The organism is Jannaschia sp. R86511 (genome assembly GCF_042466345.1).
Lineage (GTDB): Bacteria > Actinomycetota > Actinomycetes > Actinomycetales > JBBAYJ01 > Aquipuribacter.
The window spans coordinates 4339690-4356142 of record NZ_JAXHCD010000001.1; the positions used below are offsets into that span (position 1 = coordinate 4339690).

A 16453-nucleotide genomic window follows, 5' to 3' on the forward strand; every position below is an offset into this window, starting at 1 on the left:
GCCGTGACAGGACGGCGAGGCAGGAGGACGCTGGCCCGGAGGACCTCGACCGTCAGGAGCGACGTCGGTGCTGGACCAGGTGGGCTCGCTGCTCCCGGCCGCGGCCGGCATCGCGCTGAGCCCCTTCCCGCTCGTCGCGGTGACGCTCGTGGTCGGCGGCCCGCGGGGCCGTGCCCCCGGCCTGGCCTTCGCGCTCGGCTGGGTGGTCGGGCTGTCGATGCTGACCGCGGTCGCGGTCGGGGTCGGCGAGCTGGTCGGCAGCGAGGACGGTGAGGCCGGGCTCCGGGCGTCGTGGGCCCGGGTGGCGCTCGGCACGGCGCTGCTGGCGCTGGGGGTGCGAAAGCTGGCCCGGCTGCCGGGCGGACCGTCGGCGGCGCCGGGCTGGGCGGCCGGCCTGACGGGCGCCCCGCCGTCGCGGGCCCTGGCCACGGCGCTCGCCCTGGCCGCCCTCAACCCCAAGAACGTGGCCTTCGCGCTGGCCTCGGTCAGCACGGTGGGGCAGGCCGCCCTGACCGGGGGCGGCGTGCTCGTCCCGGCGGCCCTGTTCGTCGTGCTGGCGTCCACCACCGTGCTGGGGGTGGTCGCCGTCGACCTGGTGGGCGGCCGCGCCGGCCGCCGGGCCCTGGACGGGCTCCGGGACCTGCTGCTGCGCCACGCCGGCGCCATCAGCGCCGTCGTGCTCCTGCTGATCGGCGCGACGGTCCTCGGCCAGGGCCTGGGCGGCATCGGCTGACGGGCCGCCGCGGATCAGCGCCGGAAGCCGGCCACCGACTGCTGCAGCTCCTGCGCCGTGGCCACGATCTCGTCGGCCGCCGCCTGCACGTGGTCGACCCCGTCACGGGTCTCGGCCGAGCCCCGGGCCGCCTCGGCCACCAGGCCGGCGATGGCCCGGCCGCTGGCGGCGGCGTCGTTGATCGCGCGGCTCATCTCGCCGGTGGTCGCGGTCTGCTCCTCCACCGCCGAGGCGATGGTGGTCTGGTAGCTGTTGATGTCGGAGATGATCCCCGTACCCGTCCCCAGCGCGTCGGCCGCCCCGACCGTGTCGCCCTGGATGGCCTCGATCCGGCGCGTGATGTCCTCGGTGGCCTTGGCGGTCTCCTGGGCCAGCTCCTTGACCTCGCTGGCCACGACGGCGAAGCCGCGGCCGGCCTCCCCGGCCCGGGCGGCCTCGATGGTGGCGTTGAGGGCCAGCAGGTTGGTCTGCGCGGCGATGGCGGTGATCACCTTGACGACGTTGCCGATCTCGACCGAGGACTCCCCCAGCCGCGACACGGTGCCGTTGGCGCTCTCCGCGGCCTCGACGGCGGTGGAGGCGACCCGGGCCGCCTCGGTGGCGTTGTGGGCGATCTCGCGGATCGAGGCCCCCATCTGCTCGGCCCCGGCCGCCACGGTGTCCATCCCGGTGCTGACCTCCTCCGCCGCGGAGGTGACGCCGTGGGTCTGCGCGGTCGAGCGCTCGGCCGTGTCGGCGATCTGCCGGCTGGTCCCGGACAGGCCGGCGGCCGCCTCGCCCAGCCGCTCCGACGCCGCCGTCACCCCGGCGACCACGGCGGCCACCTTGGCCAGGCAGCGGTCGACGGAGACCGCCAGCCGGTCCAGCTCGTTGGCCGACCCCTCGGCCCCCGGGGCCGCCACGCGTCGACCCAGGTCGGCGTCGGCCAGCACCTCGGTCATGGCGCGCAGCGGCCGGCTGATGCTGCGCGACACCAGGACGCACAGGCCCACCGCGACCAGCACCACCGGGGTCGACCAGAGCAGCAGCACCAGCAGCTCGGCGCGGAACGCGCCGTCCAGGTCGGCGACGTAGACCCCGGAGCCCACCACCCAGCCCCAGGGCTCGTAGCCCGCGACGTAGCTGATCTTGGGCTGCGGGTCCTCCTCGCCCGGCTTGGGCCACATGTAGGCGACGAACCCGGCGCCGTCGGCCTCGACCACCTCGACCATCTCGACGAAGAGCCGCAGGCCGTTCGGGTCCTCGTTCTCGCTCAGGTCGGTGCCGTCCAGCTCGGGCTTGACCGGGTGCATGACCATCGCGGGGGTCATGTCGTTGATCCAGAAGTACTCCTCGCCGGCGTAGCGCAGCTCGCGCAGCGCGTCCTGGGCCCCCTCCTGCGCCTGCGCCCGGGTCAGCGTCCCGCTCGTCTCCTGGGCCCCGAAGTACGCGACCACCCCCAGCGCCGTCTCGACCGCCGAACGGGCCTGCTCCTGCTGCTCGCGCTCGATGGTGCTGCGCACCTGGGCGGCACCGATCACGGCGACCATCGCCATGCCGATGACCGTCACCACGACCAGGACCAGCAGCCTGCTACTCACCGTGACCCGCCGGAACCTGGACGACATCTGCGCACGCACCTCTCACCACGGGGCCCGTCGGTCGGGCCCGCCCCGGACCGGGTCGGCACCGAGGCCGGGGGACCTGAGCCGTCGCGGGCCGGCGCAAGGGACCAAGGTCCCGGTGTGGTCCGATCGGCCCAGCGGCCGCACCGATGAGTCCTGCCCCGCCGGGCGGTCCCAGCCATCACGACCGACGCAGGAGGACCCGTGCGCTTCATGATGTTCGTGGCCGAGGACGACCACCCCGACACCGACCCCGCTCCCGGCCCCGACGTGGACACCTGGGTCGCGGACCACGACGCGGCGGGCCGGCGCCTGCTCGGCGAGGTGCTCGAGCCCGCCGCGGGCGCCACCACGGTCCGGGTCCGAGACGGGCGGACGCTGGTGACGACCGCCACGGTCAGCGGCCCGATCCTGGGTTTCGACGTGCTGGAGTGCGCCGACCCGCACGAGGCGGTCGCCGTCGCCGCCGCGCACCCGATGGCCCGCTACGGCCGGATCGAGCTGCGGGCGTTCGCCGGGCCGGACTGAGCCCGCGCCGACCGACCGCGGGTCCCGGACCCGGCGCGGGCCCGCTGGCAGACTCCCGGGCCAGGGGCGGTGCGGCCCTGCGGTCGGTGCGCGAGGAGGGGCCCGGGATGAGCGAGGACCAGGACGGCACGACGACGGCGGGGGCCACGGCCGCCGGGGTCGAGGAGCGACCGCGCTGGAAGCTGGTCGGACCCGGCCTGGTGGTCGCGGCCACCGGCGTCGGCGCCCCCGACATGGTCGCCACCCTCGTCGCGGGGTCCCGGTACGGCTACGGCCTGCTGTGGGCCGTCCTCCTGGGCGTCGTCCTCAAGATCGTGCTGGTCGAGGGCGCCGGCCGGTTCACCCTGGCCACGGGGCTGACCATCTTCCAGGGCTGGCGCTCGCTGGGCCGGTGGACGACCTGGTACTTCGGCCCGTACGTGATGGTGTGGGGCTTCGTCTACGGCGCCACCGCGATGTCGTCGACCGCGCTGCCCCTGGCCACGCTGTTCCCGCAGCTGCCGCTGTCGGTGTGGGCCGTGCTCATGGGCCTGTGCGGCTTCGTCATGGTGTGGTTCAACCGCTACGCCACGTTCGAGAAGATCACCGCGGCGCTGGTCGGGCTGATGTTCGTCACCGTCGTCGGGCTGGCCGTCATCGCCGTGCCCAACATCCCGGACATGTTCCGTGGCCTGGTGCCGGTGCTGCCCGAGGACGGGCTGTTCTACACCCTGGCCCTGGCCGGCGGCGTGGGCGGCACCATCACGCTCGCGGCCTACGGCTACTGGCTGCGCGAGAAGGGCTGGGTGACGCCGCGGTTCATGCGCGTCATGCGGATCGACAACACGACCGCCTACGTCCTGACCGGCATCTTCGTCGTGGCCATGCTGATCGTCGGGGCCGAGGTCGTGGCCGCCGCCGGGGTCGCGCTGAGCGCGGGCGACGCGGGGCTGGTCGACCTGTCGGCCGTGCTGGACGAGCGTTACGGCGACGTCATCGGCACGGCGTTCCTGGTCGGGTTCTGGGCGGCCGCGTTCAGCTCGCTCATCGGGGTGTGGAACGGCGTCTCGCTGATGTTCGCGGACTTCTGGGGCAACGTCCGCGGCGACGGGTCCGACTCCCCCAAGACCCGGGTCGGCGGGACCTACTTCCGGTTCTACCTGCTGTGGCTGACCTTCCCGCCGATGCTCCTGCTGCTGCTGGACCAGCCGATCGGGCTGATCCTGGTCTACGGCGTCCTGGGCGCGCTGTTCATGCCGTTCCTGGCCGTGACGCTGCTTGGGCTGCTCAACGGCTCACGCGTGCCGAAGGAGTGGGCCAACAGGCTGCACACCAACCTGGCGCTCGGTTTCACGGCCCTGCTGTTCGTCGCCCTGGGCGTCTACCAGGTCTGGGACACGGTGACCTCGACCGCCTGACGCGACGACCCCGGCCGTTCGAGACCCACGGCCCACGGCCCGGAACCGTCGACGACCACGTGGATCAAGACGCTGTCGACGCGACATCGCCCGGAACCGTCGACGAGGACGTGGATCAAGGCGTCGTCGACCGGCCGGCTGTCGGGTCGGGGCCCCAGGATGGGGCCGTGACGGACGGGCAGGGCACGACGACCGGCGTCCGCCAGGTGCTGCTGCGCCGCGTCGACGACGTGGTCGAGGCCGTCGAGCTGCGCGGCCCCGAGGTCGTGGGCACCACCGCGCTGCCGGCCGACGACCTGCCCGCGTTCGTCCGCACGCACGAGGCCGACCGGCCCCGCTGGACCTGGGACGACACGGCCCGCTGGTACCCGGAGCTGCTGCAGGCCGGCGTGCGGGTGGAACGCTGCGCCGACCTGCGGCTGCAGCACGACGTCCTGCGCCGCTCGCCGCTGTGCCGGCTGGGCCCCGCGGACGAGGACGCCGCCGCGTGGGACCGGCTGGAGCCCGTCACCGCGAGCGTGGGGGCGCTGTTCGACGGCCACGAGGTGGCCGGGCTGGACGCCCTCGCCGAGCACGTGCGCCAGCAGCACGCGCTGACCGGCTCGGAGCACCGCGCCCGGCTGGGGCTGCTGCTCACCGCGGAGTCGTCCGGGGCGCTCGTGGCCGCCGAGCTGACCCACGCGGGGCTGCCGTGGCGCGCGGACGTCCACCGTCAGGTCCTCGAGCAGCTGCTGGGCCCGCGCCCGGCCACGGGACGGCGTCCGGCCACCCTGGAGCGCCTGCTGCAGCAGCTGCGGGGGGCCTTCGACGCCCCGGCGCTCAACCCCGACTCCCCCGGGTCGCTGCTGCCGGCGCTGCGGGCGGCCGGTCTGGAGGTGCCCGACACCCGGTCGTGGACCCTGGAACGGCTCGACCACCCGGGTGTCCCGGTGCTGCTGGAGTACAAGAAGCTGGCCCGGCTGCTGAGCACCAACGGCTGGCACTGGCTGGACACCTGGGTCGAGGCGGGCCGGTTCCGGCCGGAGTACGTCCCGGGCGGGGTGGTCACGGGCCGCTGGGCCTCGCGCGGCGGGGGCGCGCTGACCATCCCCGCCCCGCTGCGTCCCGCGGTGGTGGCCGACGACGGCTGGCGCCTGGTGGTGGCCGACGCCGCCCAGCTCGAGCCGCGGGTGCTGGCCGGGCTCAGCCACGACCTGGCCATGGCCGACGCGGGCCGGGGCACCGACCTGTACGAGGGGATGGTGCGCAGCGGGGCCGTGGCCACCCGGTCGGAGGCCAAGCTGGGCATGCTCGGCGCGATGTACGGCGGCACCCGCGGCGAGAGCGGCCGCATGATCGCCCGCATGACCCGCGCCTACCCCGCGGCGGTCGGCTGCGTCGAGGACGCCGCCCGCGCCGGCGAGCGCGGCGAGGTGGTCCGCACGCTGCTGGGCCGCGGGTCGCCCGTGCCGGCCGGGTCGTGGACCCAGGACACGGAGGACCGGCCCCGCGACGTCGACGCCGAGACCCGTGACCGGCGCGCCTGGGGGCGCTTCACCCGCAACTTCGTCGTGCAGGGCACGGCGGCGGAGTGGGCGCTGGCCTGGCTGGCGCGGCTGCGCAACCGGTTGTGGCTGCTGGGAGAGGGGCCGCTCACCGACCGCCCGCACCTGGTGCTGTTCCTGCACGACGAGGTGGTCGTCCACTGCCCCGGGCACCTGGTGGCCGACGTCGAGGCCGCCGTGACCGACGCGGCGGCCGAGGCCGGGCGCCTGCTGTTCGGCGACTTCCCCGTCGACTTCCCGCTCGAGGTGTCGGTCGTCGGGTCCTGGGCGCAAGCCCGCTGACGCCCCCGGCGCCGGGCACCGGGCGCCAGGCGCCGGGTCGTCGCGTGAGATCCGGCGGACGACGGTGGGTGCCGGCGTGTCGCCGTCGTCCGGCGGTTCTCGCCTGATGCACGGGTCGGCGACGTCGGCCGGCAGGGTGCCGGGTCGGCGGGGCCGGTCCGTCCGCGGGGCCGGTCCGTCCGCGGGCCCGGCGGGCGGGTGCAGTTCGTGACAGGCTCCGTCCGGGGATGCCTTCACCCCGCCGGGACCGAGGGGGACGCCATGGCCGCGACGGACGACGAGAGCCGCGCCTTCGCGGCCGCCTTCACCTCGTTCCTGGAGTGGGTGCACCACGCCGCGGTCGACGACCCGGACGCCCGGGTCGTCGACCTCGTCCGCGGGCACCTGGGCGCGGTCTGGGCCCAGCGGTCGGTGGTGACGCGTGAGCTGCCGTCCCTCGAGCACGTCAACCTGCAGCTGGCCCTGGACGCCTGGTCGGCCCGGGGCTCGCGAACCGTCGAGGTCCACGGCATCGGTGTGCCGCCGAACTACGGCGGCATCACCCTGCAGCAGCTGCTCAGCGGGTACGGCCTGCCGCCGCTGCGACTCGGCGCCCCCGACCTGGTCGACCTGCCCAGCGGGCCCGGTCGCACCACCGCCTGCCTGCAGAGCGCCCTGCTGCTGGTGACCGACGACACCGGCCGGTACGCCCTGCTCGTCCGGGGACCGCAGCGCCACGAACCGCCGGAGCTGACCGTCGAGGTAGCCGGCCTGGAGGTGGCGGACGCGCAGGCCGTGCACGAGGAGCTCGGCCGGCTGCGCTCGGAGCTCAACGTCTACCGGGGTCAGGTGCTGGACCTGTCCGCCGGCCCCGCAGGTGGTGTGCAGGTGCAGTTCGCCCAGCTGCCGTCGACCGCGCGCGAGGACGTCGTCCTGCCGGAGGACGTGCTCCACCGCGTCGAACGGCACACCGTGGACGTCGCCGGGCACCGGGACGCGCTGCGCGCGGCCGGGCAGCACCTCAAGCGCGGGCTGCTGCTGTTCGGCCCGCCGGGGACGGGCAAGACGCACACCACCCGCTACGTGGTGGGCCGGATGACGGGCTGCACGGTGCTGCTGCTGTCCGGGCGCTCGTTGCACCTGATCGGGGCCCTGGCCGACATGGCCCGGGAGCTGCAGCCCACCGTCGTGGTGCTCGAGGACGTGGACCTGGTGGCCGAGGACCGTGAGTTCGGCCCGGGGTCCAGCCCGGTGCTGTTCGAGCTGCTCGACGTGATGGACGGCGCCGCGGGTGACGCGGACCTGCTCTTCCTGCTCACCACCAACCGCGCCGACCTGCTGGAGCCCGCCCTGGCCGCCCGCCCCGGCCGGGTCGACGTCGCCGTCGAGATCGCGAAGCCCGACGAGGACGGTCGCCGCCGGCTGCTGGCGCTGTACGGCCGCGACGTTCCGCTGCGCCTGGCCGAGGCCGACGTGGCCCAGGTCGTGGCCCGCACGGCCGGCACCACGGCGTCGTTCCTCAAGGAGCTGCTGCGCCGCGCCGTGCTGGAGTCCCTGGCCGAGTCGTCACCGCTGGAGGTCGTGACGGCGGTCCACGTCTCGCGGGCCCTGGACGACCTGCTCGACAGCGGCCAGCAGATCACCCGCGCGCTGCTGGGGGCCGGCGACGACCAGCACCGGGCCGGTCGGGGCGCCGGCGGCCACGGCGGCGCCACCGGCTGGGCCCTCGACGACGAGGGCTGAGCGGTCTTCAGCGGCGGCGGACCAGGGCCGACGGCTGCACCTGCACGGGGAACGGCCGCTCGAGCCGGGCGACATCGTCGCCGTGGACGTGGGCGGTCTCGACGTAAGGCCCGTCGACGAGGTCGAGCACCAGCAGGGACGGTTCCTCCGGGTCGACGACCCAGTACGACGCGACCCCGGAGTCCTCGTACAGACCGCGCTTGAGGAGCAGGTCCTTGCTGCGGGTGCTCCGCGACAGGATCTCGACCGCCAGCAGCAGGGGCCGCTGCACGTTCGCGGGGCCGACGTCCTCGACCCTGACCACCAGCAGGTCCGGCTGCAGGGAGCGGACCCGGCTCGGGCGGTAGTCCAGCGGGGCGACGAAGACCTCGGTCCCCGGCGTCTCGGCCGCCCGCAGCACCAGGTGCAGGTTGCCCAGCACCCGCTGGTGCGGCGGCAGCGGCGCCGGCGTCACCAGCAGGACGCCGTCGGCCAGCTCGTACTGCAGCCCGTCGTCGGGCAGCCGGTCGAGGTCGTCGACCGTCCAGTCGCCCTCACGGGGCATCACCGTCACAGCAGCCATGGTGCTCCTCCCCGGGGCTCACGTCACCACCATGACCTGCGGCGGTCAGCCCTCGCGGGCGTCGTCCACAGCCACCCGGGTGGTGCCGTGGTGTCCTTGGAGCACCTGGGTTACTCTTCAGTAACCTACGCAGGCGTAACCAAGGAGAACCCGTGAGCCGGACCACCAGCAGCACGCCGGAGCGCAGCCACGTCGCCACGCGGGATGTCGACGCCGACGTCCTGCTCCGCACGCTCGACGGCTCGCACCACACCCTGCGCCAGGAGATCCGCACCGTGCACGGGGCCGACTGGTTCACCCCGCGCGCGCACGCCGACGACGAGGCCCACCGCGCCTGGGTCGCCACCGCCATGGCCGAGGTCGCTCGCACGCCCCACCAGCTGCTGGGCTTCCCGACGGCCTACGGCGGGCACGACGACGTCGGCGCGTCGGTCGCCGCGTTCGAGATGCTCGGCATGGGCGACCTGTCGCTGACCGTCAAGGCCGGCGTGCAGTGGGGCCTGTTCGGCGGGGCGGTCCAGGCCCTCGGCACCAAGGCCCACCACGACCGCTACCTGCCCTCGGTGATGGACTTCTCGCTGGCCGGGTGCTTCGCCATGACCGAGACCGGGCACGGCTCCGACGTGCAGGGCCTGCGCACCACCGCGGTCTACGACCCGGCGGCGCAGGAGTTCGTCGTGCACACCCCCGACGAGGCCGCCCGCAAGGACTACATCGGCAACGCCGCCCGCGACGGCCGCCTCGCGGTCGTCTTCGCCCAGCTGGTGACCGACGGGCAGGACCACGGCGTGCACGCCCTGCTGGTCCCGCTGCGCGACGAGCAGCACCGCACCCTGCCCGGGGTCACCATCACCGGCTGCGGCCCGAAGGCGGGCCTGGGCGGCGTGGACAACGGCCGCATCGCCTTCGACCACGTCCGGGTGCCCCGCGAGGCGCTGCTGGACCGCTACGCCCAGGTCGCCCCCGACGGCACGTACTCCAGCTCGATCGCCTCGGCCAGCCGTCGGTTCTTCACCATGCTCGGCGCCCTGGTCCGCGGTCGGATCAGCATCAGCGGGGCGGCCATCAGCGCCACCAAGGTCGGCCTGGACGTCGCCGTCCGCTACGGCCAGGAGCGGCGGCAGTTCAGCGACCCGACCACGGGGCAGGAGGTGCGGCTGCTCGACCACCCGTCGCACCAGCGCAAGCTGCTGCCCGCCGTGGCCCGGGCCTACGCGTTCACGTTCGCCCAGGACGAGCTCAAGGACACCCTGCAGGCCTCGCACCGCGGCGACCTTGACGAGCACGCCACCCGGCGCCTGGAGACCGACGCGGCCGCCGTCAAGGCCGGCGCCACCTGGAACGCCGCCCGCACCCTGCAGACCGCCCGCGAGGCCTGCGGCGGCAGCGGGTACCTGGCCTCGTCCCGGCTGCCGGAGCTGCGCGCCGACACCGACGTGTTCACCACCTTCGAGGGCGACAACACCGTCCTGCTGCAGCTGGTCGCCAAGAACCTGCTGACCGGGTACGCCGCCGCCGCGCGGACGCCGCTGGGCCGGGCCCGGGCCGTGGTGGGCTCCTTGCGCACCCGCGCCCGGGACCGGGTGCACGCGCCGGGCCGGACGCGGCTGCTGGACCCGCGCACCCAGGTGCGGCTGCTCGTGGACCGCGAGGAGCACGTGCTGGACTCCCTCGCCCGCCGGCTGCGCTCCGCGGTGGCCGCCGGGGCCACCCCGACCGCCGCGGCGTCCCGGGCCCAGGACCACATGCAGTCCCTCGGCCGGGCCCACGTGGACCGGCTGCTGGTCGTGGCGTTCGACGCGCGGGTGCGCGGCTGCGAGGACCCCGGCACCGCCACGCTGCTGGGGCAGGTGCGGGACCTGTTCGTCCTGTCGCGCGTGGAGGAGGACCTGGGCTGGTTCCTGACCCACGGCCGACTCGGCCGGGCCGACGCCCGCGCGGTCACCACCGAGGTCGACCGGCTCTGCGCCGCGCTGCGCCCGCACGCCGTGACCCTGGTCGACGCCTTCGGGGTCGACCCCGCCTGGGCGCTGCGGACGCCGCTCGACGCGCGGGGCCACAAGCTCGCCGCCTGACGCCGGGCCGACGCCGGGGCGGACGCGCGACCGTCCGGCCCGCGCCGACGCGCGGGCCGCGACCGCCTCGGGCAGCCTGGCCGCCATGGAGTACACCCGGCTCGGCCGCACCGGTCTGCAGGTCTCGCGCATCGCCCTGGGCTGCATGACGTTCGGGGAGCCGCAGCGCGGCGGGCACCCGTGGACGCTGCCGGAGCAGCAGAGCCGCCCGATCATCCGGCACGCCCTCGAGCAGGGCGTCACGTTCCTGGACACCGCCAACGTGTACTCCGACGGCAGCAGCGAGGAGATCGTCGGGCGGGCGGTCAAGGACTTCGCCCGGCGCGAGGACGTGGTTATCGCGACCAAGGTCCACGGCCGGATGCGGCCCGGGCCCAACGGCGCCGGCCTGTCCCGGCGGGCGATCATGACGGAGATCGATGCGAGCCTGCGTCGGCTGCAGACCGACCACGTCGACCTCTACCAGATCCACCGCTTCGACCCCGAGACCCCGCTGGAGGAGACGCTCGAGGCGCTGCACGACGTGGTCAAGGCCGGCAAGGCCCGCTACCTGGGCGCCAGCAGCATGTGGGCGTGGCAGTTCGCCAGCGCACTGCACACCGCCGACCGCCACGGCTGGACCCGGTTCGTCAGCATGCAGGACCACTACAACCTGCTGTTCCGCGAGAAGGAGGCCGAGATGCTGCCGCTGTGCGAGGCGGAGGGCGTCGGCGTGCTGCCCTGGAGCCCGCTGGCCCGCGGCCGGCTGACCCGCGACTGGGACGCCGCCACCGACCGGTCGGCCAGCGACGAGTTCGGCCGCGACCTGTACGACCCCGAGGCCGGTGACCGGGACGTCGCGGCCGCCGTCGCCGACGTGGCCCGCGAGCGCGGCACCGCCCGCGCCCGCGTGGCCATGTCCTGGCTGCTGAGCCGCTCCTCGGTCACCGCGCCCATCGTCGGCGCCCGTACCGTCGAGCACCTGGACGACGCGATCGCCGCGCTCGAGCTGGTGCTGGACGACGACGAGGTGCGCCGGCTCGAGCAGCCCTACCGACCCCACGCCGCCCGCGCGTTCTGAGCCGCGCCGCCCCCACGCAGCCCCGCGCGTCCTGAGCCGCGGCCGCGCACGCCCCCGACCTGCACCGACGCGCAGCGGAGCAGGAGCACCACGCTGCGTGAGCGCACCCGATAGTCAAATCTGACGACGACCCGACCCACCTCCCGCGCCCACGATCGAGCGAGCCGGCCCACGCGGGGCCGGACCGCAGGTCAGCAGCACGGCTCCCCGCTCGGGGGGAGCGGGAATCGGAGTCCTCATGCGCAGCAACGTCCTCAAGGCCTCCCTGGCGGGGGTGGCCGCAGTGGCCCTCCTCGCGGGCGGCACCACCTACGCCTCCTGGTCGGACTTCCACGTCGACCAGGGCAACACCGTCGGCGCCGGCACCCTGACCCTGGTCGCCGGGGAGCAGGCCGGCAACGGCCCCACCAGCCAGTTCGACAACGTCCGCCTCGCCCCCGGCGAGGACAAGGACGAGTGGGTCAAGATCGTCTCCAACAACGGCGACTCCGTCCCCAACGGCATCCTGTCCGTCGACGTCGTCGACTACGTCGGGACCGAGGACGGCTGCGCCGGCAACAGCGAGGTGCTGCTCGACGCGGACTGCGCCGACCTGGCCAGCGGCGGCGAGTTCGACCGCTGGGCCCGCTTCCAGGTCACCGCGTTCCGCATCGCCGACCAGGGGCAGGCCTGCTCCGACGTGGTCATCGGCGACCCGTGGTTCAACAACCGCGCCCAGTACACCGCCATCGCCCGGCAGCGCATGGACCAGGCCGTCGCGCTGGACGCCATGGACTTCGTCGACGCCGACGGGGACCCGGTCGTGCTCGGCCCGGGCAACGCGCTGTGCGTCGGTGCGGCCGCGTTCATGCCGCAGAACGCCACCAACGCCGCCCAGGGCGACAGCGCCGACTTCTCGCTGCGCTTCGACCTGGTGCAGACCGACCTCCCGATCAACTGACGCCCCGGCGTCCGCCCCCTCCCCCACCAACCCCCCGCACCACCTCACTCTCGGAGACGACATGAACCGCAACGTCATCAAGGCCTCGCTCGCCGGGGTCGCCGCCGTGGCCCTGCTCGCCGGTGGCACCACCTACGCGTCCTGGTCGGACTTCCACATCGACTCCGGCAACACCGTCGGCGCCGGCACGCTCACGCTGTCGGCCGTCGAGGAGTCGGGCAACGGCCCCAAGAGCACCTTCGACAACCTGCGCCTGGCCCCGGGCGAGGGCAAGGACGAGTGGGTCAAGGTCGTGTCCAACGACGGCGACTCCGTGCCGGACGCCACCCTGGCCGTGGCGATCACGGACTACGTCGGCACCGAGGACGGCTGCAACGGCAACGGCGAGGTCCTGGCCGACGCGGACTGCGCCGACACGGACTCGGCCGGCGAGTTCGGCCGTGACGCCCAGATCCGCGTCACCGCCTACCGGGTCGCGGGCCTGGACGTCGACTGCGGCAACAACGTGGCCGGCGGCGGCGAGTACAGCGGCAACGGCACCGACCGCTACACCGCCATCGCCTCCACGCCGCTGGACTCCGCGGTGTCCACCGGCTCGCTGCGGTTCAAGGACAGCACCGGCGCCGACGCCATCCTCGAGCCCGGCGACGTGCTGTGCGTCGGCTCCTCGGTGACGCTGCCCGCCAGCAGCGACAACGCCACGCAGGGCGACTCGGGTGCGTTCAGCATCCGCTTCGACCTGGTCCAGGCCGGCTGACCCACCGCACCTGATCCACCCCGTGCCCGGTGACCCGCGAGGTCACCGGGCACGGGGCCACCACCCGCACGACCAGCGCCAGAAACTCGACCCGCACCGCACCAGCCGGAGGAGGCCCGACCGTGGCACGAGCAGCTCGCATCGCAGGCCGGGTCCTCGGCTGGCTCGTCCTGACCGCCGTGGCGCTGGCCGTGGTCGCCGTGGTCGTCGTCCCCCGGGCGGGTGGGGCGCAGGCCCTGACGGTGCTCACCGGCAGCATGACCCCGTCACTGCCCGTCGGGTCGGTGGCGGTCAGCCGGCCGGTGGACCCGTGGAGCGTGGGCCCCGGCGACGTCATCACCTTCCAGGTGGCCCCCGGCGACCCGACCCTGGTCACCCACCGCGTGGTGGAGGTCGTCACGGAGCGCGGCGAGCTGGAGTTCCGCACCAAGGGCGACGCCAACCGCGGTGACGACCCGGACCTGGTGCCGGCCGGCGCCGTCGTGGGCGAGCTCTGGTACCACGTGCCCTGGGTGGGCCACGCGACCGTCAAGGCGGGCGACCCCGCGTTCCTGCTCGCCTCGGCCGTCGTCGCTCTGCTGGCCTACGCCGCCTACCAGCTCCTCGTCGCGGTCCGGCCCCGGCGGCGCGGTCCCGAGCGCCACCTGGTCCTGGCCTCGGCCTCCGGCCCCCACGCCCGCGCGGTGCTGGACGTGGCCCGGGCCAACGGCGGTCGGCTGCTGGCCCCCACGACCGACCCCCGGCAGGTCCCGGACGAGGTCGTCGTGGAGTGCGTGGTCGACGGGGACTCCGTCCGGCTGCTGCGGCGCGCGCTGCGGGCGGCCGGGGCGGGCTCCGTGGCCAGCACCGTCACGCGGCTGCCCGCCGCCCGGGCGCCCCGCCCCCCGCGGAAGGACCCCGCGCCGCAGGTCGAGACGACCGCATGAGGTCGCTGTCCCTGCGCGGCCCCTCCGCGCCCGTCCGGGCCGGCGTGGCCCTCCTGGGGGTCGCGGCCCTCGGCCTCGTGCCCCTGCTGTCCGCCCCGTCGGCGTCCTCGGGGGTCGACGACGACGGCCGTCCGGTCGTCACGGTGCGCGCCGCCGCCCACACCACGCGGGTCCAGGTGGTCGACCTCGTGCCCGGGACCGCCCGGACGGTCGTGCTCGACCTGGACCGCACCGGCCCGGTGCGCAGCCTGCACGCCCGCGTCGACGACGTGGTCGACGACGACGGGGGCTGCGTGCGCCCCGAGCTGGCCGCGGGCGACACCACGTGCGGTCCCGGCGGCGGCGAGCTGTCCTCGCACCTGACGGTGCGCCTGGAGCCCGGGACCCTCGACGGGGACGTGTGCCGGGCGCAGCCGGTGCCCGCGGTCGGGGCGGTGCCGTTCCGGCAGCTGGTCGACACCGCGCTGGTGGCCCGGGCCCGCGGCACGGGCATGACGTGCGCCCTGCTCGGCGTGGCCCACGTCGACTCCCCCACCGACAACCTCACCCAGTCCGACACCGTGACGTTCTCGCTGCTGCTGGGCACCGGGCAGGCCCCCGTCGCCACCCGCGCCGGCGGGACGCTCGACGTCCTCACCAAGCGGCTGCCAGGCCGCACCCTGGCTCTGGGAGGTGGCCGCTGATGCGGCACGCACGCCGTCGCGGACCGGTGGCCCCGCACCTGGTCCACCGGGCCCGACCCCTGCTGGTCGGCCTCACGCTGGTCGGGGTCCTGGCCGTCGGCGCCGGCACCGGTGGCACCCTGGCCGCCTGGACCGACGACGTCGTGGTGACCGGCGGGACCGTCGGCGCGGCCGCCGTCGTCGCCACCACGACCACCCCGGTGGCCCCCGACATCGACGCCGTCGCCCAGGTCGGCTGGGCCGCCGGCGACGCGCCGCTGCGGCTGGACGTGCGCAACGACGGCACCGTCGCCTACGACCTGCACCTGGTGGTCGGGCCGCTGGCGGCCGACGGCACGCCCCCGACCACGCAGCGCCCGCGCAGCTGTCCCGGGTCGGTATGGCGCACGGCCACGGTCGCGGTGGACGACCGGGCCCTCGGCGCGCTCTGCCGCCTGACCGGCACGCTCGTCGCGACCCAGGTGCCGGCCGGCGCCGAGACGGTCCTGGTGCTGGACGGCGCCCGGGCCGGCACCGCCGAGCCGCTGCACGTCGTGGCCACCGACAGCGCGAGCGGGCGGTTCGTCGACACCGCGGTCGTCGTCGACGTCACCCCGCCCGGGTCGGCCGCCCGCGGGGCGTCGGACGACGCGGTGCCGGCTCCCGACGACGGAGCCGCCGAGGCACCGGCGGAGGCACCAGCCGACGGAGCATCCGAGGCACCTGCCGACGCACCAGCCGACGCACCTACGACCGACGCGCCTGCGACGGACACACCTGCGCCCGGGGCACCTGCGACCCCGGCACCACGGTCCGACGCACCTGCCGACGCACCGCAGGAGCCGGCGCCGGAGCCCGCCGTACCGCCGGGCCCGGCCGAGCAGTCCGACCGGACCGTGACCGTCCCGGCCCCACCGGCACCTTCCACCGCGCCGTCCACCACCGCAGCCCCGTCGGCACCGGCGGCGAGGGCCGACGGGACCGACGACGTCGGGTCACCCGTCCCCTGAGCGGCGCCCCCACCAGCCCGAGCGGTGCGCCAGGGCCGCGGCCTCCAGCTGCGAGCCGACGCCGAGCTTGGTCAGCACGGCCCGGACCTGGGCCCGGACGGTGGCGACGCTGACGACCCGCTGCCGGGCGATGTCGGCGGCGCGGTGACCCAGCACCACCGCCTCGAGCACGTCCGCCTCACCGGGGGTGAGGCGGTCGAACGGGGCGCGGGCGGCTGCGGCCTCCTCCCGGGCACGACGCGCGACCCGCACCAGGTGCTCCCGCCGCTCTGCGGCCATCACCGGGGCCCCGGCCTCCGCCCGCCCGACGGCGTCGACCAGCACGTCCAGCGGCACGGCCTTGTCCAGCACGGCCACCGCCCCTGCCAGCAGGCAGCCACCGAGGCGGGCCTCGTCCGTGGCGCCGGTCACGACGACCACGGTGTGCCCGGCGGCCCGCAGCGGGGCCACGAGGTCGTCCCCGCGCCGGTCGCCGCCCAGGTCCAGGTCCAGCAGCACCGTGCCCGGGGGCACCTGCGAGGCCAGGGCCACGACGTCACCCGTCCCGTCCAGCAGCGTCACGGGCCGCCCGGAGTGCCGCAGGACCAGGGCCAGGGACTGCGCGAGCAGGGTGTGGTCCTCGACGACGACCACCGGCACGACCACGAGCGA

General features: G+C 75.4%; 15 protein-coding genes. 12 read left to right on the top strand and 3 right to left on the bottom strand.

The window, feature by feature from the left end:
* The first annotated feature begins 67 nt into the window (after nucleotides 1-67).
* Nucleotides 68-733 carry a GAP family protein gene (locus SJY06_RS20365; protein WP_380169367.1) on the top strand — a complete coding sequence of 222 codons (666 nt, stop codon included), beginning with the start codon at nucleotides 68-70 and terminating at the stop codon, nucleotides 731-733.
* A gap of 14 nt (nucleotides 734-747) precedes the next feature.
* On the opposite strand, the gene SJY06_RS20370 is transcribed toward SJY06_RS20365, so the two are convergent.
* Nucleotides 748-2313 carry a methyl-accepting chemotaxis protein gene (locus SJY06_RS20370; protein WP_380169368.1) on the bottom strand — a complete coding sequence of 522 codons (1566 nt, stop codon included), beginning with the start codon at nucleotides 2311-2313 and terminating at the stop codon, nucleotides 748-750.
* Nucleotides 2314-2541: 228 nt separating this feature from the next.
* On the opposite strand from SJY06_RS20370, the gene SJY06_RS20375 reads away from it, so the two are divergent.
* The 4 genes from SJY06_RS20375 to SJY06_RS20390 all read left to right on the top strand — a co-directional run bounded on the left by SJY06_RS20375 (nucleotide 2542) and on the right by SJY06_RS20390 (nucleotide 7810).
* Nucleotides 2542-2865, top strand: coding sequence for a YciI family protein (locus SJY06_RS20375; RefSeq protein WP_380169369.1), 324 nt, complete (start codon nucleotides 2542-2544; stop codon nucleotides 2863-2865).
* 107 nt (nucleotides 2866-2972) lie between these two features.
* On the top strand, nucleotides 2973-4262 hold the full coding sequence (locus SJY06_RS20380; protein ID WP_380169370.1) for an Nramp family divalent metal transporter: 1290 nt from the start codon (nucleotides 2973-2975) through the stop codon (nucleotides 4260-4262).
* Nucleotides 4263-4429: 167 nt separating this feature from the next.
* Entirely contained in the window at nucleotides 4430-6088 is a 1659-nt protein-coding gene (locus SJY06_RS20385) for a bifunctional 3'-5' exonuclease/DNA polymerase (protein ID WP_380169371.1), read from the top strand.
* 261 nt (nucleotides 6089-6349) lie between these two features.
* Nucleotides 6350-7810 carry an AAA family ATPase gene (locus SJY06_RS20390; protein ID WP_380169372.1) on the top strand — a complete coding sequence of 487 codons (1461 nt, stop codon included), beginning with the start codon at nucleotides 6350-6352 and terminating at the stop codon, nucleotides 7808-7810.
* 7 nt (nucleotides 7811-7817) lie between these two features.
* On the opposite strand, the gene SJY06_RS20395 is transcribed toward SJY06_RS20390, so the two are convergent.
* Entirely contained in the window at nucleotides 7818-8372 is a 555-nt protein-coding gene (locus SJY06_RS20395) for a Uma2 family endonuclease (protein WP_380169373.1), read from the bottom strand.
* Between the two features lie 152 nt (nucleotides 8373-8524).
* Here SJY06_RS20395 and SJY06_RS20400 point away from each other — a divergent pair, with 152 nt between their 5' ends.
* The 7 genes from SJY06_RS20400 to SJY06_RS20430 all read left to right on the top strand — a co-directional run bounded on the left by SJY06_RS20400 (nucleotide 8525) and on the right by SJY06_RS20430 (nucleotide 15802).
* Nucleotides 8525-10447, top strand: a complete 1923-nt coding sequence (locus SJY06_RS20400; protein ID WP_380169374.1) for an acyl-CoA dehydrogenase — start codon at nucleotides 8525-8527, stop codon at nucleotides 10445-10447.
* 85 nt (nucleotides 10448-10532) lie between these two features.
* Nucleotides 10533-11507: an aldo/keto reductase gene (locus SJY06_RS20405; protein ID WP_380169375.1), complete on the top strand. Its 975-nt coding sequence runs from the start codon at nucleotides 10533-10535 to the stop codon at nucleotides 11505-11507.
* 238 nt (nucleotides 11508-11745) lie between these two features.
* Nucleotides 11746-12447 (top strand): SipW-dependent-type signal peptide-containing protein, encoded by a 702-nt coding sequence (locus SJY06_RS20410; protein ID WP_380169376.1) that lies wholly within the window; start codon nucleotides 11746-11748, stop codon nucleotides 12445-12447.
* 61 nt (nucleotides 12448-12508) lie between these two features.
* Nucleotides 12509-13204: a SipW-dependent-type signal peptide-containing protein gene (locus SJY06_RS20415; RefSeq protein ID WP_380169377.1), complete on the top strand. Its 696-nt coding sequence runs from the start codon at nucleotides 12509-12511 to the stop codon at nucleotides 13202-13204.
* A gap of 122 nt (nucleotides 13205-13326) precedes the next feature.
* Nucleotides 13327-14130: a signal peptidase I gene (locus SJY06_RS20420; RefSeq protein ID WP_380169378.1), complete on the top strand. Its 804-nt coding sequence runs from the start codon at nucleotides 13327-13329 to the stop codon at nucleotides 14128-14130.
* On the top strand, nucleotides 14127-14813 hold the full coding sequence (locus tag SJY06_RS20425; protein ID WP_380169379.1) for a hypothetical protein: 687 nt from the start codon (nucleotides 14127-14129) through the stop codon (nucleotides 14811-14813). The genes SJY06_RS20420 and SJY06_RS20425 overlap by 4 nt, the downstream gene beginning before the upstream one ends.
* Entirely contained in the window at nucleotides 14813-15802 is a 990-nt protein-coding gene (locus SJY06_RS20430) for a SipW-dependent-type signal peptide-containing protein (protein WP_380169380.1), read from the top strand. Before SJY06_RS20425 ends, SJY06_RS20430 begins: the two co-directional genes overlap by 1 nt.
* On the opposite strand, the gene SJY06_RS20435 is transcribed toward SJY06_RS20430, so the two are convergent.
* Entirely contained in the window at nucleotides 15788-16447 is a 660-nt protein-coding gene (locus SJY06_RS20435; RefSeq protein WP_380169381.1) for a response regulator, read from the bottom strand. The two genes, SJY06_RS20430 and SJY06_RS20435, sit on opposite strands and share 15 nt — an antisense overlap.
* Nucleotides 16448-16453 lie beyond the last annotated feature (6 nt).

Bases quoted from the DNA above. Each gene is read 5' to 3' on its own strand.
- SJY06_RS20380 (WP_380169370.1), top strand. From the start codon at position 2,973: ATGAGCGAGGACCAGGACGGCACGACGACGGCGGGGGCCACGGCCGCC.
- SJY06_RS20390 (WP_380169372.1), top strand. From the start codon at position 6,350: ATGGCCGCGACGGACGACGAGAGCCGCGCCTTCGCGGCCGCCTTCACC.
- SJY06_RS20395 (WP_380169373.1), bottom strand. From the start codon at position 8,372: ATGGCTGCTGTGACGGTGATGCCCCGTGAGGGCGACTGGACGGTCGAC.
- SJY06_RS20405 (WP_380169375.1), top strand. From the start codon at position 10,533: ATGGAGTACACCCGGCTCGGCCGCACCGGTCTGCAGGTCTCGCGCATC.
- SJY06_RS20410 (WP_380169376.1), top strand. From the start codon at position 11,746: ATGCGCAGCAACGTCCTCAAGGCCTCCCTGGCGGGGGTGGCCGCAGTG.
- SJY06_RS20415 (WP_380169377.1), top strand. From the start codon at position 12,509: ATGAACCGCAACGTCATCAAGGCCTCGCTCGCCGGGGTCGCCGCCGTG.
- SJY06_RS20425 (WP_380169379.1), top strand. From the start codon at position 14,127: ATGAGGTCGCTGTCCCTGCGCGGCCCCTCCGCGCCCGTCCGGGCCGGC.
- SJY06_RS20430 (WP_380169380.1), top strand. From the start codon at position 14,813: ATGCGGCACGCACGCCGTCGCGGACCGGTGGCCCCGCACCTGGTCCAC.